Origin of the sequence: Photorhabdus kayaii (genome assembly GCF_025384895.1) — a bacterium.
Taxonomy (GTDB): domain Bacteria; phylum Pseudomonadota; class Gammaproteobacteria; order Enterobacterales; family Enterobacteriaceae; genus Photorhabdus; species Photorhabdus kayaii.
Map to the genome: position 1 here is coordinate 1 of NZ_JAJAFZ010000051.1, position 21,435 is coordinate 21,435.

19 protein-coding genes are annotated in these 21,435 nt (G+C 42.4%); 7 read left to right on the plus strand and 12 right to left on the minus strand.

Annotated features, from left to right (window positions below):
• Positions 1-355: 355 nt before the first annotated feature.
• Positions 356-922: a D-glycero-beta-D-manno-heptose 1,7-bisphosphate 7-phosphatase gene (gmhB, locus tag LGZ98_RS16900; protein WP_113044028.1), complete on the minus strand. Its 567-nt coding sequence runs from the start codon at positions 920-922 to the stop codon at positions 356-358.
• A gap of 195 nt (positions 923-1,117) precedes the next feature.
• Between gmhB and metN the strand changes: the two genes are divergently transcribed.
• The 6 genes from metN to proS all read left to right on the plus strand — a co-directional run bounded on the left by metN (position 1,118) and on the right by proS (position 6,765).
• Positions 1,118-2,149, plus strand: a complete 1,032-nt coding sequence (gene metN, locus LGZ98_RS16905) for a methionine ABC transporter ATP-binding protein MetN (protein ID WP_113044027.1) — start codon at positions 1,118-1,120, stop codon at positions 2,147-2,149.
• On the plus strand, positions 2,142-2,795 hold the full coding sequence (locus LGZ98_RS16910; protein ID WP_112879164.1) for a methionine ABC transporter permease MetI: 654 nt from the start codon (positions 2,142-2,144) through the stop codon (positions 2,793-2,795). The genes metN and LGZ98_RS16910 overlap by 8 nt, the downstream gene beginning before the upstream one ends.
• A gap of 65 nt (positions 2,796-2,860) precedes the next feature.
• Positions 2,861-3,676 (plus strand): MetQ/NlpA family lipoprotein, encoded by an 816-nt coding sequence (locus tag LGZ98_RS16915; RefSeq protein WP_113044025.1) that lies wholly within the window; start codon positions 2,861-2,863, stop codon positions 3,674-3,676.
• Between the two features lie 142 nt (positions 3,677-3,818).
• On the plus strand, positions 3,819-4,217 hold the full coding sequence (gene rcsF / locus LGZ98_RS16920) for an envelope stress sensor lipoprotein RcsF (RefSeq protein WP_113044024.1): 399 nt from the start codon (positions 3,819-3,821) through the stop codon (positions 4,215-4,217).
• Positions 4,214-4,921, plus strand: a complete 708-nt coding sequence (gene tsaA, locus LGZ98_RS16925; protein ID WP_113044023.1) for a tRNA (N6-threonylcarbamoyladenosine(37)-N6)-methyltransferase TrmO — start codon at positions 4,214-4,216, stop codon at positions 4,919-4,921. The genes rcsF and tsaA overlap by 4 nt, the downstream gene beginning before the upstream one ends.
• Positions 4,922-5,046: 125 nt before the next feature.
• Positions 5,047-6,765: a proline--tRNA ligase gene (gene proS / locus LGZ98_RS16930; protein ID WP_113044022.1), complete on the plus strand. Its 1,719-nt coding sequence runs from the start codon at positions 5,047-5,049 to the stop codon at positions 6,763-6,765.
• 107 nt (positions 6,766-6,872) lie between these two features.
• On the opposite strand, the gene nlpE is transcribed toward proS, so the two are convergent.
• Complete coding sequence (nlpE, locus tag LGZ98_RS16935; RefSeq protein WP_113044021.1) at positions 6,873-7,538, minus strand: envelope stress response activation lipoprotein NlpE; 666 nt, start codon at positions 7,536-7,538, stop codon at positions 6,873-6,875.
• A 334-nt stretch (positions 7,539-7,872) separates the two neighbouring features.
• Here nlpE and rof point away from each other — a divergent pair, with 334 nt between their 5' ends.
• On the plus strand, positions 7,873-8,139 hold the full coding sequence (rof, locus tag LGZ98_RS16940) for a Rho-binding antiterminator (RefSeq protein ID WP_113044020.1): 267 nt from the start codon (positions 7,873-7,875) through the stop codon (positions 8,137-8,139).
• Positions 8,140-8,171: 32 nt separating this feature from the next.
• Here the strand turns inward: rof and tilS are convergent, their stop codons facing one another.
• The 10 genes from tilS to bamA all read right to left on the minus strand — a co-directional run bounded on the left by tilS (position 8,172) and on the right by bamA (position 21,428).
• Entirely contained in the window at positions 8,172-9,500 is a 1,329-nt protein-coding gene (gene tilS, locus LGZ98_RS16945) for a tRNA lysidine(34) synthetase TilS (protein WP_113044019.1), read from the minus strand.
• Between the two features lie 213 nt (positions 9,501-9,713).
• The gene (gene accA / locus LGZ98_RS16950; protein WP_113044018.1) at positions 9,714-10,673 is read right to left on the minus strand and encodes an acetyl-CoA carboxylase carboxyl transferase subunit alpha; all 960 of its coding nucleotides are present in this window, start codon (positions 10,671-10,673) and stop codon (positions 9,714-9,716) included.
• A 13-nt stretch (positions 10,674-10,686) separates the two neighbouring features.
• Entirely contained in the window at positions 10,687-14,169 is a 3,483-nt protein-coding gene (gene dnaE, locus LGZ98_RS16955) for a DNA polymerase III subunit alpha (protein WP_113044017.1), read from the minus strand.
• Positions 14,170-14,222: 53 nt separating this feature from the next.
• On the minus strand, positions 14,223-14,813 hold the full coding sequence (rnhB, locus tag LGZ98_RS16960; RefSeq protein ID WP_390904698.1) for a ribonuclease HII: 591 nt from the start codon (positions 14,811-14,813) through the stop codon (positions 14,223-14,225).
• A complete protein-coding gene (gene lpxB, locus LGZ98_RS16965; protein ID WP_113044015.1) occupies positions 14,813-15,997 on the minus strand; it encodes a lipid-A-disaccharide synthase in 1,185 nt (394 codons plus the stop codon). Before lpxB ends, rnhB begins: the two co-directional genes overlap by 1 nt.
• Positions 15,998-16,001: 4 nt before the next feature.
• On the minus strand, positions 16,002-16,790 hold the full coding sequence (gene lpxA, locus LGZ98_RS16970; protein WP_113044014.1) for an acyl-ACP--UDP-N-acetylglucosamine O-acyltransferase: 789 nt from the start codon (positions 16,788-16,790) through the stop codon (positions 16,002-16,004).
• A 3-nt stretch (positions 16,791-16,793) separates the two neighbouring features.
• On the minus strand, positions 16,794-17,246 hold the full coding sequence (fabZ, locus tag LGZ98_RS16975) for a 3-hydroxyacyl-ACP dehydratase FabZ (RefSeq protein ID WP_011145059.1): 453 nt from the start codon (positions 17,244-17,246) through the stop codon (positions 16,794-16,796).
• 148 nt (positions 17,247-17,394) lie between these two features.
• Positions 17,395-18,423, minus strand: coding sequence for a UDP-3-O-(3-hydroxymyristoyl)glucosamine N-acyltransferase (gene lpxD, locus LGZ98_RS16980; protein ID WP_113044013.1), 1,029 nt, complete (start codon positions 18,421-18,423; stop codon positions 17,395-17,397).
• 3 nt (positions 18,424-18,426) lie between these two features.
• Positions 18,427-18,924 (minus strand): molecular chaperone Skp, encoded by a 498-nt coding sequence (gene skp / locus LGZ98_RS16985; RefSeq protein ID WP_112894895.1) that lies wholly within the window; start codon positions 18,922-18,924, stop codon positions 18,427-18,429.
• A 110-nt stretch (positions 18,925-19,034) separates the two neighbouring features.
• Complete coding sequence (bamA, locus tag LGZ98_RS16990; RefSeq protein WP_113044012.1) at positions 19,035-21,428, minus strand: outer membrane protein assembly factor BamA; 2,394 nt, start codon at positions 21,426-21,428, stop codon at positions 19,035-19,037.
• Positions 21,429-21,435 lie beyond the last annotated feature (7 nt).

Here is a 21,435-nt window from a genome sequence, read left to right on the forward strand (position 1 = left end):
TCCTACGTTAGTTCGTAATGAATTAACTGTTGTTCACTCTTCAAGACTTTAAAACGTATTTTTTGTGATACGGTCTTGTGAGTGCCCACACAGATTGTCTGATTAATTGTTAAAGAGCAGGCTGAAATAAAACGTGATATTCTCGTTCAGCCGGGCTGCGTATACTACGCTTTTCGCCCGCAGAGTCAAGCGCTTATTAGCTTTTTCTCTGCCCGACCTCACAATGTTTATCAGCGTTGTGTCGGTCAGTGGTGGCGCATTATAGGGCGTTCTTTGGCGCTGGCAAGCGTTTATTTGAAAAAAACTTTTATTTGAGGATTTTTTCAACAAAATGATGATGTAAAGAACAAAAAACCTATTTTTTGATGCCTTTAATTGCTTTAGGTAAGTCTGCAAGACTATTTATTATCAAATTAGCCGCTTGTTCAGCTTCAGTGTTAACGGGTTTACCTGTACGAACTAATACCTTAGTGCCAATTTTTGCCAGCGTCGCTGCTTGCATATCTTCGAGTTTGTCACCAATCATAAAAGAAGCAGTCATATCTATACCAAGCTCCCTCTGCGCATCCAGCAACATACCCGGCTGCGGTTTACGGCAGTCACAACTCTTCTTATATTGCTCTTCAGTTGCATCTGGGTGATGAGGGCAATAATAAATGCCATCCAAATCCACACCACGGTCTGCTAGCGACCAATCTATCCATTCCGTCAGTTGCAAAAACTGCTCTTCATCGAAAATTCCACGGGCAATACCTGACTGGTTTGTGACTAACACCAGTGCATACCCCATCTTTTTCAATTCAATCATGGCTTCAATGACACCATCGATAAATTGAAAATCATCTATTTCATGTACATAACCATGATCGATATTTATTGTTCCGTCACGATCTAAAAATACGGCAGGAATACCTTGTGTCACCCGATTGCTCCAAAAATGTAAGAAGCCCCCAGTATCGCACGATTTAGCCATGAATGAGAATGCAGCAATTAATTTATTCATAGTTGACTTAGACGTCTAGACACCTTAACATCCAATTCAACAGGTGGTTTGCTTTCTCAAAAATGTTCAAGCTATCAATTTTCAAAATTTTTATAAAAATAAATAAGAATAAAAATGATAAAACTGTTACATATCAATAAAATATTCCAGCAGAGTGCCCATTCTATTAATGCGCTTTCAGATATCAGCCTACATGTTCCGCAAGGGCAAATTTACGGTGTTATTGGCTCATCCGGCGCAGGTAAAAGTACACTAATTCGCTGTGTAAATATGCTTGAACGTCCAACTTCCGGGCAAGTATTGGTTAATGGTCAGGATTTAACTATCTTGTCTGATAGTGATTTAACTCGTGCACGTCGTCGTATCGGCATGATTTTCCAGCACTTCAATTTACTGTCTTCAAGAACAGTGTTTGGCAACATAGCCTTACCTTTGGAATTGGATAACATTCCAAAGGCCGAAATCAAAAAACGGGTAGACGAGTTATTAGAGCTTGTTGGTCTTACAGATAAGCATGATGCCTATCCAGCAAATCTCTCTGGCGGACAGAAGCAACGTGTTGCTATTGCCCGTGCCCTAGCTAATTCACCTAAAGTACTTTTATGTGATGAAGCAACCAGCGCTCTAGATCCTGCAACAACTCGTTCTATTCTAGAATTATTGAAAGATATTAATCGCCGCTTAGGGCTAACTATTCTGTTAATTACACATGAAATGGATGTCGTCAAACGTATTTGTGACCAAGTAGCCGTTATCAGTGGCGGACAACTGATTGAACAAGACATTGTAAGTGAAGTATTCTCTCATCCCAAGACACCTATCGCTCAGGCATTTATTCAGTCAACTTTGCATCTGGATGTCCCTGAAGATTATGTACAAAAAATGCAAAGCCACCCAGCACCAAATCTTAGTCCATTATTGAAATTAGAGTTTACCGGTCAGTCTGTAGATGCCCCACTGATTTCAATGGCGGTACGTCGTTTTGATATTGATATGAATATATTAAGTTCTCAAATCGACTATGCCGGTGGCGTAAAATTTGGTGTGATGTTAGCTGAATTACACGGTGAAAATGGTGGCGTTGAGTCAACGATTAAGTTTTTACAAGATCATCATGTGAAAGTAGAGGTTCTCGGTTATGTCTGAAGGAATGATTTTATTACTGGCTAAAGGCGTCTGGGAAACTCTAGTAATGACTTTTGTTTCTGGTTTCTTTGGCTTCATTATCGGGCTGCCGATAGGTGTATTGCTATATGTCACCCGTCCCGATCAAATTATGGAAAATAGTAAACTCTATCGTTTTCTTTCAGCGGTAGTTAATATTTTCCGTTCTATCCCATTTATTATTTTACTGGTGTGGATGATTCCTTTTACCAGGCTAATTGTGGGAACATCGATCGGTTTACAGGCCGCCATTGTCCCATTAACCATAGGTGCTGCACCATTTATTGCCCGTATGGTGGAAAATGCTTTATTAGAAATTCCATCGGGACTAATTGAAGCTGCTAGAGCAATGGGAGCAACCCCATTCCAAATTATAAAGAAAATTCTGTTACCTGAAGCATTACCTGGTTTGCTCAATGCAGCCACAATTACCCTCATAACTTTAGTCGGTTATTCTGCAATGGGAGGTGCTGTAGGTGCGGGCGGATTAGGCCAGATTGGTTACCAATACGGATATATCGGCTATAATGCAACAGTAATGAATACCGTATTAGTGTTACTGGTTATTTTAGTTTATTTAATTCAATTAAGTGGTGACCATTTAGTCAAGGCCACAACACGTAAATAACAAGATTATTTTAATAGCAGTACCTGTGTCGGTGCTAATAAGTCAGTATTCTATAGGGGTAAAGTATGTCTGTTAAATTAAAAACCATCGCAACTATCAGCGCTCTTTTAGGCTCATTAATTTTGCCTGGCTGCGGGCAAGAAAAACAAGATCCAAACCATATTAAAGTAGGCGTTATCGTTGGTGCAGAACAGGAAGTGGCTGAAATTGCAAAAAAAGTCGCTAAAGATAAATATGGTCTTGATGTAGAACTGGTAACCTTTAATGATTTTGTATTGCCAAACGAAGCACTGAGCAAAGGCGATATTGATCTGAATGCATACCAGCACAAACCCTATATGGATCAGCAAATCAAAGATCGTGGTTATAAGATGGTCACAGTTGGCAACTCTTTTGTTTATCCAATTGCGGGTTATTCCAAAAAAATTAAATCTCTAGATGAATTGCAGGATGGTTCCCAAATTGCGTTACCAAACGATCCAACAAACTTAGGCCGCTCTTTATTACTGTTGCAGAAACAAGGTTTAATTAAATTGAAAGATGGCATAGGCTTATTACCAACGGTTCTAGACGTTGTTGAAAATCCTAAGAATTTAAAACTAGTCGAATTGGAAGCACCACAATTGCCACGTTCACTGGATGATCAAAAAATTGCTCTCGCAATCATTAATACAACCTATGCAAGCCAGATTGGTCTGACTCCAGCAAAAGATGGTTTATTTGTTGAAGATAAAGATTCTCCATATGTAAACCTACTGGTTAGTAGAGAAGATAATAAAGATGCTGAAAATGTTAAGAAATTCGTTAAGGCATATCAATCAGACGAAGTTGATGAAGCTGCCAATAAGATCTTTAATGGTGGTGCAGTGAAAGGTTGGTAATCTTTCATATTACGTTCATCGATATTAGAATAATCAGGCGGACAGGTTGTCCGCCTGATTTATTATGGCATCATGTTTTCGGTATTTTTTGTTAACCTGATCGACTCGCTTAACTCTAACAGTAAAAATTCGAGGATCTATCATGCGTAGGCTACTTGCCTCTTTACTAGCACTGTCCATAACTGGATGTTCAGTACAACAAACAACATTTCCTGACTCTTCCCAGTTATCAGATATGAGGCACACAAAACTATCAACCGGAGAAAAAAAACATTTCTCTTCATCCGTAAAGTTATATACCAAGAGTGAAGAATTATTAGGTGTCTTATTTAAAGATTTAGGGATTGTTTCTGGTCAATCGTGTCGTAGTTCCTTACAGGATCCACCAGCAAATATCACCGAGGCTCGCAACCAGATGATAACCAAAGCAGCTTATTTGAATGCTAACGCTGTTTTATTGCATCAATGCGAAATATTATCAGGCCAAGGATGCTACCAGATAGCAATATGTGAAGGTTCAGCCCTGCTTATCACCCAATGATCGATTTCCATTTCACGCAGATAGGGGTTATCCGCTCCCCTTATAAAGAAAAATTTGCCGTCCCCCGTCAACCAGGTCTTATTGAAGATGGTGGAGGGAAACTGGTACTTCTTCCTCCCTATAATCAACCGGATGCAGTTCGTGGTCTGGAACAATTTAGTCATCTGTGGGTTATTTTCATCTTCCATCAAACAATAGAAGGCGGCTGGAAGCCAATGGTGCGTCCTCCTCGTTTAGGTGGCAATGCAAAAATGGGCGTATTCGCAACCCGTTCGACTTTTCGGCCTAATCCAATTGGCATGTCTCTGATTGAACTTAAAGGGATCGAATACAGGAAAGGTCGAGTTACTCTGGAACTGGGTAGCCTGGATTTAATTGATGGTACGCCTGTTATCGATATTAAGCCTTATCTACCTTTCGCTGAATGTCAGCCTCATGCAGTGGCGGGTTTTGCACAGCAAGCCCCTTCTACCGATATGGAAGTGGTATTTTCGCCTACCGCTGAGCAACAGCTAATCTCAATTCAAAATATTTATCCGAATTTACGCCGTTTTATCAGTCAAATTTTAGCCCAGGATCCTCGTCCTGCTTACCGGAGAAGAGAACAGGAAAATCGGGAGTATGCTGCTCATTTACTGGATTTTAATGTGCGCTGGAAAATATGTGGCACATTGACCGAAGTGGTCTCTATAGATCCCCATTAAAAATCAGCATATACCCTTTTGGCATCTTAAACTCACTGGTAGACTAAAGGCTTATTTTCGTTTTTTTATTGGCTGGCAAATTTCTGCCAGTCAGAAGCAATTTGCTGCTCTAATGGAACCTAACAATGCGTACTAGCCAATATCTGCTCTCTACATTAAAAGAGACTCCTGCCGATGCGGAGGTTGTCAGCCATAAGCTGATGCTTCGTGCGGGCATGATCCGTAAACTCGCTTCAGGTCTGTACAATTGGATGCCTACAGGTATCCGTGTACTCAAAAAAGTCGAAAAAATTGTTCGAGAAGAGATGAACAATACCGGAGCGATTGAAATATCTATGCCTGTCGTACAACCGGCAGATCTATGGCAAGAAAGTGGCCGCTGGGAACAATATGGTCCAGAGTTACTGCGTTTTGTTGACCGAGGTGATCGTCCTTTTGTACTAGGTCCAACTCATGAAGAGGTCATCACTGATCTGATCCGCAATGAAGTCAGCTCATATAAGCAGTTACCCCTGACTCTATTCCAGATCCAGACTAAATTTCGCGATGAAGTTCGCCCTCGTTTTGGCGTGATGCGCTCCCGTGAATTCCTAATGAAAGATGCTTACTCTTTCCATGCTACCCAAGCATCATTACAAGAAACTTATGACAACATGTATGAAGCCTACAGCAAAATTTTTACCCGTATAGGTTTGGATTTTCGTGCTGTTCTGGCTGATACCGGTTCCATCGGTGGTAGTGCTTCTCATGAATTTCAGGTTCTGGCCGCCAGTGGAGAAGATGATATCGTCTTTTCCACTGAATCCAATTACGCAGCCAATATTGAATTAGCCGAAGCTGTTGCCCCCGCTCATGATCGCGCAGTACCAACAGAAGAGATGCATCTGGTAGATACTCCAAACGCAAAAACAATTGCTGAACTGGTTGAGCAATTCAATCTGCCAATTGAGAAAACAGTTAAAACCCTGATGGTTCACGCAGCAGAAGGAACAAGTCATAAATTGATCGCCTTACTGGTTCGCGGCGACCATGAACTTAATGAAATCAAAGCAGAGAAATTATCTTTAGTTGCCAGCCCACTGGCTTTTGCCACCGAAGAAGAGATTCGCTCAATTGTTGGTGCAGGCCCAGGTTCATTGGGACCTGTCAATCTGCCAATACCCGTTATTATTGATCGCAGTGTAGCAGTGATGAGTGATTTTAGCGCAGGTGCCAATATCGATGACAAACACTATTTCGGTATCAACTGGGAACGCGATCTACCGGTACCAGAAGTTGCTGATATCCGTAATGTTGTTGAAGGTGATGCCAGCCCGGATGGTAAAGGTACATTGCTCATCAAACGTGGTATTGAAGTGGGCCATATCTTCCAGCTTGGCACCAAATATTCTGATGCCATGAAAGCGACTGTTCAAGGCGAAGACGGCCACAATCAGATAGTCACTATGGGCTGTTATGGTATTGGCGTCACTCGTATTGTCGCCGCAGCGATTGAACAAAATCACGATGACCGCGGTATCATCTGGCCTGATGCAATTGCACCATTCCAAGTTGCTATTTTGCCAATGAATATGCACAAGTCATACCGTGTTAAAGAAGTTGCAGAGAAACTGTATGCCGATCTACGCGCTAGCGGTATTGATGTTATTTTTGATGATCGCAAGGAACGCCCAGGCGTGATGTTTGCCGATATGGAGCTTATCGGTGTACCACACACTGTCGTTATTGGTGACCGTAATCTTGATAATGGCGAAGTAGAATATAAACATCGCCGCGGTGATGAAAAACAGATGCTGAAACTAGACGATGTTGTTGATTACCTGAAGCAACAACTTGGTTGTTAATTTGGATTTTTCAATCACTTATTGAATAGTATGGTGATAATGGTCATGTCGCAACAGAGGATTTTACGCTTCTTAGCCCATTATCACCATTCATACTGAAGCTAGAATTATTTCTTCATATTACAAGATTTCGATTTATCGAAATGGATTTTACCCGTCTGAATCAGGGCAGGATCAAATTGCCCATCTTCCATTGAAGGTCGGACGCTGTAATAGCCTTCAACTTCAACATAAACCGGCGTTCCACCTTCCACACCGACTTGGTGATAGCCTTGCTCCAAATCCAGACTTTCCGTTACAGCATACCGCTTACCTGTACTACAATCTGTAAACAAAGCAGCATCAGCCATATAACTGTATTCACCCGCCAGTTTCTTCGGTTTTACCCGTTGCAGTTCATAATTGAATGATGATTCAATTTTATTGCCTTCAATATCCAGCATTACCAAGTTTTCACCTTTCAACAGATAATAAGTTTTCTGGTCGTCCGATTTTGTCAGACGAATTTTCTCTCCATCTTTCGCCCATAGACCGGATTCAAAGAACGACTGGTCACCATCACGAGTGTCAATATAAGTTTGTTCCAGAATATAAGTACCGTCATTATCCAATAACAATGTGGTATCAATACCAGAACAATCCGCGCAAGGAAGAGCACCATGAAAAGTCTGATCTACTGGCTGTGAATTCATTTGCTGTGCTGAGTTACCTTTACATCCCATCAAAGCAGATACGCCCACAGCAACTAACGCTGTCAAAAGTTTTTTATTCACATTTATCTCCACACAGTATAATGAGCTCTATAATTCTCATCTTATAAGTAACACAAGGAACATAGCGATTACTCAAGCTTAATAGAGTAAATACTGTCCTTCTTAAGGATGTTACTCAATAATAGCAAAATAACGTGGGCCAATTTTAATACTTCTGTCAGGAACTTGCTGTGAAATAAGACTTTTATTTACTTACTGTTCAGAATGAATAACCAAAGTTATTCATTAATCACGATTGATTTCCTGTGCTATAGTCATTAATAGTGCTTTTGAGTTACAATTTTTAACAACCACGGGCGGCAATAACCGCCACTAACCATAGTGGTGAGCGAATATGTCTATAAATACTGAATATCAACCAATTAACTGTGACGACTACGACAATCTTGAGTCAACTTGCCAACATCAGCTCCACCTCCACATAAAGTTGCGGTGTGGGGAAGTTATTGAAGGAAAAGCCTGTGATTTGGTTTTAAGAAAAAAAGTTGAATACTTGATAATTGAAACAGAAGGTAAATCCCGTGAATTGCGGTTAGATCATATTGCTAGTTTTAGTCACCCTAAAATTGGTACTATTATTATTGAATACTCTGAATCTTGATAGAAAACAGCCGCCTTTGGCGGCTTAACTTTTTATTTTAACAGCGTTTTATGCCAGTTCATTGTTAACATCTTCCTTCCTTCTGCCGCTTCACTTTCCTTGGTGACAAAAACACCTAACGCCGCTATCAATTGTTCGTTGTAATAAAGCAATGGAATTCGCTCTCTAAGCCACGGAGCAACCCCAAGCTCTTGCCACAATTTTTTACTATGCCGGGAGTGTTGACGCCCCACAATACTTATCATTCCCTGGACACCAAAGCGAATAGTCACTCGTTCATTATCAGCCGGGGCCCTTACTTGAATACCGCAATCAGAAATATTCAATTCTCCTAAGCGATCAGGTAATACCAAAGTATTGCAAATATCCCACTCAAGAATAGTCTCTCTCAAAGATTTCCACTGAGGAACCAACCAGAGTTTTTGCTTATAACGGCGTACATCATATTTACCAAATTGTAGCCGAGGCTCAGCATCAGTACGAGCCAGAGCCACCTCATACCAAAGCCGGTTAAGCTGCTCTCGTGAAGGCATTTTCATCTCATGGTAACCAAACCAACGGCGTAACAAAGCATTTCGTTTGGCTTCTGAACATACAGCCAAAGACGAAATACCCAAAGCACCATCTTGGGTTATCAGCTCTTTCAAAGACTCATTCAGTAATTCATCTAGAAGCTGCTCTTGTTCACCACATAAACTTGCACTACGAGCAGCAACTTGAGGGAAATGCGGCCAACGTTGATTTAGTAACGGCATAATATGTAAGCGCAGAAAATTTCTGTCATAACGATCATCTTGATTACTGTCGTCTTCAATCCAATTCAGACGATGTTTACTGGCATACATTTCCAATTCATTTCGGCTGTAGTCAAGTAATGGACGTAACAATAATGTATCAGCAAATACAGCGATTGAAGGCATAGAAGCAAGACCTGCCGGACCACTACCTCGCTTTAATGCCAGTAAAAAAGTTTCCGCCTGATCATCAAGATGTTGAGCTGTTACCAAAACTTCGTCTTTTTGTAATTCGCGCTTGAATACCTGATATCGAGCATCACGAGCAGCAGCCTCAATCCCCTTTTGACGAGCATCTATCGTTACTCTTGCAGAATGAAACTCCACTTGCCAGTCATCACAGATCAGCTGACAATGTTCAACCCACTGATCTGCTTTTAGGTTTAAACCGTGATGAATATGTATTGCCCTTAGTTGAATTTTCTGATTATGTTGATTACGCCAATTAACCAACAAATGAAGCAAAACAGAGGAATCTAACCCACCACTGAATCCAACCAGGATTTTCTTATATTCACCAAGCTGTTTAGCCAAAGTGACAAATAGTCTCTCATTAATGTTTGTCATTACAGATTCAAGCGTTCTCTAATGTGCAATAATATGAATTTGTTATCGCCTATTTTATTCAGTTTAAAATCACTACCCGTTAATAACGTTTTCCGTCACTTTCATTAAAAATACAAAATAAATAAAGAAAGCAGAAACAGTAGGGATGGAAGTAGCTGAAATTTATCAGTTACAATCATTTCCATCCCTCCATTCAAACAATGAGTTCAGATATCAACAATAACCATATTGCATCAAACGCTGATATCGGCGGTTGATTAACTCTTCAGATGTCAAATGATCAAGCTCTGCCAAGTCAATCAACAACTGAGCTTTCAACGACGTGGATATTGCTTCATAGTCACGATGAGCGCCACCTAATGGCTCTGAAATCACAGAATCGATCAATTCTAGTTCTTTCAAACGAGGTGCAGTGATCCCCATTGCTTCTGCCGCCAAAGGTGCTTTTTCCGCGCTTTTCCACAAAATTGAGGCACAACCTTCTGGGGAAATAACAGAATAAGTACTATATTGCAACATATTCACTTTATCACCAACACCAATCGCCAGTGCACCACCAGAGCCACCTTCACCAATCACAGTACAAATAACAGGCACCGACAAGCGGGACATTTCACGCAAGTTGCGAGCTATCGCCTCAGATTGACCACGCTCTTCTGCACCAACCCCTGGATATGCACCAGGAGTATCAATGAAAGTAATAATTGGCAGTTTAAAACGCTCGGCCATTTCCATCAGGCGCAAAGCCTTACGATAACCTTCTGGCGCTGGCATACCGAAATTACGGCGAATTTTTTCTTTGGTTTCACGGCCTTTTTGGTGACCAATCACCATCACTGGACGTCCATCAATACGAGCCAGACCACCTACAATTGCTTTGTCATCAGCATAAGCACGATCACCAGCAAGCTCTTCAAAATCAGTAAAAATATGCTGAACATAATCCAACGTATAAGGACGACGTGGGTGACGAGCAAGCTGAGCAATTTGCCAAGCACCTAAATCTGAAAAAATTTTGCGAGTCAATTCCAGACTTTTTTCCCGCAAACGTTGTATTTCTTCATCCAGATTTATATCTAATTTTTCACCTTGACGGCTAACTGCGGTTAGCGAATCAATTTTCGCTTCCAGCTCGGCAATCGGCTGTTCAAATTCAAGAAAATTCAGACTCATAACATTCCTAATTTTAGTCAAATTCTAATTCTACCTGCTCATTACCCAGCAGAGTTCGCAAATCTGTCAGAAGGTTATCCGTTGGCGTTACCCTCCACGTCGCGCCAAATCTTAAACGGGCGCGGGCGTCTTCCCTCTGGTAATAAAGATGAACCGGTATCGTTCCCGAACGATGTGGTTCCAATGCACTACGAAGACGGCTCAACAATTGATCATCAATTTGCCTGTCTGACAGCGAGATAGCAAGCCCACGCGCATATTTTTCACGCGCTTCACTAATATCCATTAATTCACGGGCTGTCATTTTAAGACCACCATTGAAATCATCAAAGCTGACCTGACCTGTAACGATTAATATCCGGTCTTGTTCTAGCAAATGCCGATATTTCTCCAAGGCATCGGAAAATAACATAACTTCTAGACGTCCTGAACGATCATCTAAAGTACAAATACCAATCCGGTTACCTCGTTTGGTTATAATCACTTTGGATGCTAACACCAAACCTATCACAGTCGTTACTTGACCGCGCGGGGTTGGATTCACATCTTTTAACCTCAATCCACTAGTATAGCGCTCAATTTCTTTTAAATAACGGGTGATAGGATGCCCAGTTAAATAGAGACCTAGCGTTTCCCGTTCACCATCAAGAACGATCTGTTCTGGCCATTGAGAAATATTGGCATAAGAGCGTTCCACTTCTTCTGGCGCTTCAGCTAATACACCAAACATATCAGTCTGACCAGTAGCTTCTGCTTTAGCGTGTTGATCTGCCGCTTTTAGCGCATCTTCCAACGAAGACATCAGTGCTGCACGGTGCGGCCCTAAACGGTCAAATGCTCCTGACATGATCAGTTTTTCCATCACTCGGCGATTTAACTTCTTGGTGTCAACGCGGGCACATAAATCAAACAGTTCTCTAAAATAACCATCTTTCTGACGAGCTTCGATGATCGCTTCAATCGGCCCTTCACCTACCCCTTTAATTGCGCCGATTCCATATACGATCTCCCCATCATCATTAACGTGGAAATGATACAAACCACTATTAATATCAGGTGGTAAGATTTTCAGCCCCATGCGCCAGCATTCATCAATCAACCCAACGACTTTTTCTGTATTATCCATATCAGCAGTCATCACCGCAGCCATGAATTCAGCCGGGTAATGCGCTTTCAACCATAAAGTCTGGTAAGAAACCAAGGCATACGCAGCAGAGTGAGATTTGTTAAATCCATAACCAGCAAACTTCTCTACTAGGTCAAAGATTTTCATTGCCAGTTCGCCATTAATACCCAGTTTCTTTGCACCTTCTTCAAAGACAGAACGCTGCTTAGCCATCTCCTCCGGCTTTTTCTTACCCATCGCCCGTCGGAGCATATCTGCACCACCGAGAGTATATCCCGCCAGCACCTGAGCAATCTGCATCACTTGTTCTTGATAAAGGATGATGCCGTAAGTTGGCTCCAACACAGGCTGTAAAGATTCGTGCTGCCACTGTATATCTGGGTATGAGAGCTCTTCCCGGCCATGTTTGCGATCAATGAAGTTATCCACCATGCCTGATTGCAAGGGACCTGGACGGAATAAAGCGACAAGTGCGATCATATCTTCGAAGCAGTCGGGACGCAGGCGTTTAATCAGATCCTTCATACCACGGGATTCAAGCTGAAATACCGCTGTTGTTTCAGCGCGTTGCAACATATCAAAGCTTTTAGCATCATTCAGCGGAATCGCTGCAATATCAATCGGCTCTAGACCTTTCTTCGCTCTACGCGCGTTGATCATCTCCAATGCCCAGTTGATAATGGTCAGTGTCCTCAGTCCGAGGAAGTCAAATTTCACCAACCCTGCATATTCCACATCGTTTTTATCAAACTGAGTAACCGGGTTTAAACCTTCCGGATCACAATAGAGAGGCGAAAAATCGGTGATCTTAGTTGGGGCAATAACCACCCCCCCCGCGTGTTTCCCGGCATTACGAGTGACACCTTCCAATTTACGCGCCATATCTATCAGTGCCTTAACTTCCTCATCCGCTTCATAGATTTCAGGAAGTTGTGGCTCCGCGGCAAATGCTTTCTCCAACGTCATACCGGGATCAAGCGGTATCAATTTGGAAATCCTATCAACAAATCCGTATGGATGCCCTAGCACACGGCCAACATCCCGAATTACCGCTTTCGCTGCCATTGTACCGAATGTAATGATCTGAGATACGGCATTACGACCATACATATCAGCCACATGATCAATCACTAGATCGCGTTTTTCCATACAAAAATCGACGTCAAAATCGGGCATGGAAACACGTTCAGGGTTAAGGAATCGTTCAAATAGCAGATCAAATTCCAAAGGATCGAGATCGGTTATTTTTAGGGCATAAGCCACCAGAGAACCTGCTCCCGAACCACGTCCTGGACCAACAGGAACACCGTTGTCTTTCGACCACTGAATAAATTCCATCACGATCAGGAAGTAGCCCGGGAATCCCATCTGGTTGATAACCCGAAGTTCAATATCAAGTCTCTCATCATATTCAGGACGTTTTTCTGCGCGTACTTTAGGATCCGGATAGAGAAATGCTAAACGCTCTTCCAACCCTTGTTTAGATTTATCTATCAGATAATCTTCAGTACTCATTTCTCCCGTAGGGAATTGCGGCAGGAAATATTCACCAAGGCGAATAGTGACATTACAGCGCTTAGCAATTTCTACACTGTTTTCCAGCGCTTCAGGAATATCAGCGAATAGCTCACACATTTCCTGTTCACTACGCAGATATTGCTGAGGACTGTAATTTTTCGGACGTTTAGGGTCAGCCAAGGTATAGCCATCATGAATCGCTACGCGAATCTCATGAGCATCGAAATCTTCGCTATCAATGAAACAAACCTCATTAGTTGCAACAACAGGCAGGCTTTTTTCCGTTGCCAATGCAACCGCCGCATGAAGATAACTTTCTTCATCTGCACGACCAGTACGAATCAGCTCCAAATAATAACAGTCGGGAAAATGCTCCTGATAAAACTCAAGGCATTGGTCCACCATAGCCTGATTACCACGTAGCAGGAATTTACCCACATCCCCCATACGACCACCGGAGAGCAGAATTAGCCCTTCTTTATGGTTTATCAGCCATTCCTGTTTAATTGTCGGACCAATCGCACCATATCCCTTCTGATAAGCCTCTGATATCAGCAATGTCAGGTTATGGTAACCCGTATTATTGCGCGCAAGAATGGTCAGGCTAGCGTGCTCATCACCAAGCAGTTCACTTTCTACATAAAAATCAGCACCAATAATCGGTTTTATTCCTGCTCCATGAGCACTGCCGTAAAATCTCACCAGTCCACACAAATTAGTAAAATCAGTGATCGCAAAAGCCGGCATACCTAATTGCGCAACCTTTTTCACTAAAGGGCTGGTTTTGGCTAAGCCATCAATCATTGAATAGTCGCTGTGAACACGTAAGTGCACAAAACGGGGTTCGGCCATATATTTATCCAGATGATATTAATTTGAAGAATAGCTATATTCAGTCAACAAGTTTATTTAAGGCCAATTGCTCTCTTAACCGGCGCAAAACTTTTACGATGATGTTCTGTCGCTCCCAACCAAACCAACTTTTCTAAATGAAATGCTGTCGGGTAGCCTTTATGCTTAGCAAATCCATATTCAGGAAACAGTTGATCAAGTTCAGCCATTTCCCGATCTCTGGTAACTTTCGCCACAATAGAAGCGGCACTGATTTCAGCAACCAGTCCATCTCCTTTTATCACCGCTTGTGCCAGCATAGGTAATTTAGGGCAACGGTTACCATCAATCAGCACATATTCAGGAGAAATAGGCAAATTAGCCACAGCCCTTTGCATCGCAAGCATAGTTGCATGCAGGATATTCAATTGATCAATTTCTGCCGGTTCTGCACGCCCCAAGCTCCAGCACAATGCTTTTTCTGTGATCTCCAGATACAGTGCCTCACGGCGTTTTTCACTAAGTTTTTTAGAATCAGCCAAACCAACTATCGGCTGTAATGGATCTAAAATAACAGCCGCAGTCACAACCGCACCCACTAATGGACCTCGACCAACTTCATCAACTCCAGCAATCAAACTTGCCTGAGGATATATAAATTCCATCATTTTCCTGCCAATTCCAACACGGCTTGTGCTGCCTGTTCGTCAGCATTACAACGAATGCTTTCATGCAAATGTAAAAATGTCTGTTTCAATGCTTCAACTTTTTCACTGCCTTGTAGTAACGGCAACAACTCATCTACCAGTTTTTGCGGCTGACATTTTTCCTGCAATAATTCTTTAACTAACTCTTCACCGGATAATAAGTTAGGCAATGAAACATAAGGCGTTTTTACCAAGCGTTTTGCCAACCAGAAAGTCAATGGCTTCATCCGATAACCAACTACCATTGGACATTTCGCCAACATACATTCCAGAGCAGCAGTACCAGAGGCCAAAAGTGCAGCATCACTTGCGATCATGATTTCTCTCGCTTTGCCATCCACAAGATGAACATTCAGCTCTGGCGCAACTTCTTGCTTAATGCGCTCAAATTGTTCACGCCGTTTAGCATTCACCAACGGCACAAATACATGCAGATCAGGTATGTTTCGCTTCAATAACTGAGCAGTTTTAAGAAAATCCGCACTCAGCATCTCAACCTCAGAATGGCGACTCCCCGGCAATAAAGCCAAGCAAACAGACTCTGGCAGAATACCTAATAGCTCACGTGCCGTCACTTTATTGGGTTGCAATGGCATAGCATCCGCCATGGTATGTCCAATAAACCGGCACGGAACATTAAACTTATCGTAAAACGCTTTTTCAAAAGGTAAGAAAGCCAGAACCATATCTGTGGCTTTACCAATTTTGAAAACACGTTTCTGCCGCCAAGCCCATACCGACGGACTAACATAATGAATGGTGCGGATGCCCCGCTGTTTTAACCGACCTTCTAGAGTAATATTGAAATCCGGCGCATCGATGCCCACAAACACATCAGGTTTTAGTTCCGTGAAACGGGTTGTCAGATCCTTACGTATTTTCAGTAAACGAGGCAAACGTTCGAGAACTTCGACAACCCCCATTACTGCTAGCTCTTCCATCTCATACCAAGCTTCACAACCTTCAGCCTGCATAAGAGGGCCTGCCACACCAACAAAACGGGCATTAGGTACTTTAGCTTTTAATGCACGAATTAAACCTGCTCCAAGGATATCACCGGAGGTTTCTCCGGCGATTAATCCAATAGTCAACGGGCGCAGACTATCAATAGTAGAAATGGTAGCCAAAGGGGTATCCTTCATCTACTTAACGGACAATGCCACGGGTAGAATTTGCCAGAAAATCGCTGAAGATTTTTACATACTGATTATTTTCAGCCATCTCAGCAATTTCTTGTTGTGCTTCTTCTAACGTTTTTCCGTTACGATACAAAATCTTGTACGCATTTCTAATTGCATTCAATGAATCTTTATCAAAACCACGGCGTTTCAGCCCTTCGACATTAGTGCCAAAAGGTGTTGCATGATTCCCCTGAGCAATAACGTATGGCGGAATATCCTGTACCACACCGGAACACCCGCCCACCATAGCATGAGAGCCAATCTGACAAAACTGATGAATCGCACTCATACCACCAATGATGACATAATCACCCAGGATAACATGCCCCCCCAAAGTACCATTATTAGCAATGACACAACGATCACCGACAATACAGTCATGAGCAATATGGGCATTAATCATCAACAAATTATCATTACCGATTTTCGTTACACCGCCACCTTGCACAGTGCCACGATGAATGGTGACACTTTCGCGGATACGGTTACGATCACCAATTTCAACTCGGGTTGGTTCACCGTGATATTTCAGGTCCTGATTCATTTCGCCAATAGAAGCAAACTGAAAAATCTGGTTATCACGGCCGATTTTGGTTATTCCATTGACAACAACATGAGACTTCAGCTCTGTACCTTCGCCAATTTCAACCTGAGAGCCAATACAACAAAACGGCCCAATACGAACATTGGCACCAATAACCGCACCATCTTCTACAATAGCGCTAGGATGTATATAAGCGGTTTCATCAATCATGGGCTAAACCTCACGACGGCGAGCACACATCATTTCTGCTTCGCAAGCTATTTCTCCATCGACTTTCGCTACGCCTCTACAACGCGCAACCCCTCGACGCTCCTTAATAAATTCTACTTCTAATATCATTTGATCCCCAGGTACTACCGGGCGTTTAAAGCGGGCACCATCGATAGCGGCAAAATAATAGAGCTCATTTGGCTCTAGCTTACCCACACTCCTAAATGCCAGAATTCCGGTGGCCTGTGCCATAGCTTCAAGGATCAGAACGCCTGGGAAAATAGGTTTGCCGGGAAAATGCCCCTGAAAGAAGGGTTCGTTAAAAGATACGTTTTTTACTGCACGTAAGAATTTACCTTCCTCAAAATCAAGCACGCGATCCACTAATAAAAACGGATAACGATGTGGAAGTAGATCTAAAATTTCTTCAATGTGCAGAGTATGATTATCACTCATCTAAATACTCTTCCTGTCAAAAGGACTAATTGTATTAACGACACGGCCCGCTTAAACCCCAAATCCAGAGTTCCCAGGCAGGCCGCAAAAATAAGACACAACCAAAAATATAGTGCAATTAAATATAGTGCAATTAAATATAGTGCAATTACTCGTTTTCGTCTTCCAGCTTACTCTCCATTGACTTAAGACGTTTATTCATTTCATTGATATTCATGACTAAAGCTGCCGTCTTACGCCAAACTTTATTTGGTTGTGCCGGAATTCCAGAGGAGTATACACCAGGTTCAGTGATAGGACGCATCACCATACTCATCCCCGTGACTGTTACCTTATCACAGATTTCCATATGTCCATTAATGACACTGGCGCCACCAATCATACAGTAACAACCAATTTTCAGACTACCGGCCATGACCACACCGCCAGCAACCGCCGTATTGTCACCAATGATAACATTATGAGCAATCTGACACTGGTTATCGATAATGACACCATTACCAATAATGGTATTATCCAAAGCTCCTCGATCGATAGTTGTACAGGCACCAATCTCAACCCGGTCACCAATAATGACTGAACCTAATTGAGGGATTTTAACCCATTTACCACGATCATTCGCATAGCCAAAACCATCAGACCCGATCACTGTTCCTGACTGAATCAAACACTGTTCACCCATTTCAACATTATGATAAACAGAGACATTCGCCCAGAGACGAGTTCCCGCGCCAATACGCGCATTTTTACCAATAAAGCAGCCTGCACCGATAACAACATTATCGCCAAGGACAACGCCAGATTCGATAACCGCATTGGCTCCAACAGCAACGTTTTTACCCAAAATTACCTGAGGTGAAATCACCGCAGAAGGGTGAATATCCTGTGCGGGAACCGGTGTTGTATCCATAATCTGAGCCATATAGGCATATGCCAGATAAGGATTATCGACAACCAACGCCGGAATATTGCAATAAGGAAGATCTGACGCCTGGAGAACAACAGCGGCAGCCTGACATTCACCTAAACGTTCACGGTAACGACTGTCAGACAAAAAAGTGATCTGTTCGCTATTGGCCGAATGCATTGGTGCAATACTGGTGATAACAATATCGTCATCACCATGTAATTGTGCATTCAACTGCTGAGCTAAATCAGCCAATCGAATTGAAGACATCTATTATTTAACCTGTTTTAATACACTTGCAGTAATATTTTTGCCAGATACTGAATAAGCAACAGCATTCGCATCAATAACGACATCATAGCCTTCTTTGCCAGCAACCACTTTGATTGCGTCCTGGATACGACTTAGAATTTTGTTGCGCTCTTCCATCTCGCGACGACGGTGATCTTGTTCAAAAGCTTGGGCTTTTTTGCCAAATTCTTCACGCTTAGCCATCACCTCTTTTTCCAGATTAGTACGTTCACTGGATTTCATAGTGGAGCCATCGCGCTGTAATTTCTGGATCTTGGACTGCAAGTCAGTTTCCATCCGTTGCAATTCAGATGCGCGGTTTTTAAACTCATTTTCCAACTGCTTCACAACAGCTTCGCGGGCTGGTAGCTGCTGGAAAATCTCACCAACATTTACAACGGCAATTTTGTCTGCTGCCTGAGCACCAACAGAGAAAGCTAATGCAATACCAAAGCTTGCTGCACACAACCATTTTTTCACTATAAACTCCTTAAACCACGCTATCTGTAACCTATTGGAAAACTTAGTTAATGCTCTGAAACCTACGATTTCAGAGCTTGCTCTATCAATAATAAGATAAAAACGCATTATCACCAGGTTTTGCCAATATTAAATTGGAATTGCTCCGATCTATCACCTTCGTAATCTTTGATCGGCTTAGCATAAGAGAACACCAGCGGACCTAAAGGAGACATCCATTGCAATGCAATACCCGCAGAAACACGGATATTACCTGGTTTACTGTAATCAGGTATACCACTGCTCTTCATCGCAGCAGAATCATTCCAATAAGTATCCCAAACCGTACCTGAATCAATAAAGAATGAAGTTCGGACAGAATTCGAATACTTACTATCGAGGAATGGCGTTGGCGTAATCAACTCAAGGCTGGCTACCGCCATTGCGTTCCCCCCCACCGCATCGCGAGATGGGCTATCTTTCTTAGGCAGCCCGTCTTTATTCAGGTAAATAGCCTTAGGACCGATATTGTTAGAACGGAAACCACGAACCGTACTGGAGCCACCTGCATAAAAGTTTTCATAGAATGGTAACTCTTTACCACCTAATCCATCACCATAGCCTAAACGGCTGCGCCCCAAAATCACCCAAGTATGATCATCATTAATCGGATAATACGCAGAGGTGTCAAGAGTCACTTTATAGAAGTTATTATCCGAACCAGGAATAGTCACTTTACCATTCAGTGTCGATTTCACCCCGGATGTTGGGAAGAAACCACGGTCAAGGTTGTTATATGTCCAACCTACATTCAAAGCAAAGTCATCTGCTTTGAACTCAGCTTTACTTTTATAATCTGGTTTCTCTCCCATAGAATTCAGATAACGCCACATTGCAGCCTGCGGAAGCATATCAGACAGCGAGTTATGAATATAATTTAATCCAAAACGCAGAGAGTTATTTTCATTAATCGGAAAACCGAGGAAACCATCTATACCGTAACTTTGGTTAGTATAGCCGGATAATTCAGCATCATCAGCCCTGAAATCGTTGTAGAATACCCGGCCACCAAGACTCACTCCATTAACTGTGAAGTATGGATCAGTGAAGGAGAGCTCTGCATAGGTTGAATAATCGTTCTTACTGGCATTAATCCCCACAGCATTACCTGTACCTAACCAGTTATCTTGCTGAGCACCAATCTGGAAACTAACGCCGCTTTCTGTACCAAAACCAACACCAAAGTTCAAAGAGCCGGTATTACGTTCTTTCACTTTATAAACGACATCTACCTGATCAGGGCTGCCTGGTACACGCTGAGTTTCAACATCTACCGTTTCGAAATAACCCAAACGGTTAAGACGCTCTTTACCCAGTTCAATCAGATCACTTCCTAACCATGCTCTTTCCATCTGACGCATTTCACGACGTAGAACGGAATCTTTAGTGGTGTCATTACCAGAGAAACGAATTTTACGAACATAGAAACGGTTACCTGCATCAATATTGACATGCAGTTTTACTGTCTTGTCTTGATCATTGATTTCAGGTTGCGTCATTACTCGTGGGTAAGCATAACCATAGCGACCAAGCAAGTTCTTGATATCATTTTCCATTTTAGTCACCTGAGTCCCGTTATACAGAGATCCAGGCTCAATGACAGCCAGTTTAGTAATTTCAGACTGATAACCCGCCATATTACCGTTCAGGTCAATACCTGATATTTTGTATTGATCACCTTCAGTTATATTTATCGTGACATAAATACCTTTTTTATCTGGCGTCAAACTGACCTGAGTCGAATCAATGTTAAAACGGGCATAACCGCGATCAAGGTAAAAACTGCGCAATGCTTCAAGGTCACCAGTCAGTTTTTGTTTCTGATATTTCTGATCGGCAGTCAGATTCCACCACGGCACATCATCTCTAAGTTGGAAACGATTCAATAACTCATCAGAAGAAAATGATTTATTACCAACAATGTTAATTTGCTGGATTTTTGCCGAAACACCTTCAGCGAAAACCAGTTTCAAATCGACACGGTTACGTGGAAGTGGCGTAACAACCGCTTTTACACTAGCGTTGTATTTACCCACACTATAATAGAAATCCTCCAACCCTCTTTCGATATTGGACAACATCGTACGGTCAAGGGCTTCTCCGATCCGAACATGAGATGCCTCAAGGTTTTGTTTCAACATGTCATCTTTCACCGATTTATTGCCAGAGAAAGTGATGCTGGCAATAGTCGGCCGTTCTTTTACCTGAACAATAAGTGTATTGCCATCACGCAGGACACGAACGTCTTCAAAGTTACCAGTAGCAAATAGTGCATGAATGGTACGACCGATATCTTCATCGCTGACCGTATCACCTACGCGAACTGGCATATTCAGTAATGCTGCACCTACGGCGACGCGTTGAAGACCTTCAAAGTGAATATCCTGAACTACGAATCCGTCTGCACCGTATGCAGTGGCGCTGCCAAACAGCAGCGACGCTATGAGTAACTTTTTCATCGCCATCGTTGTA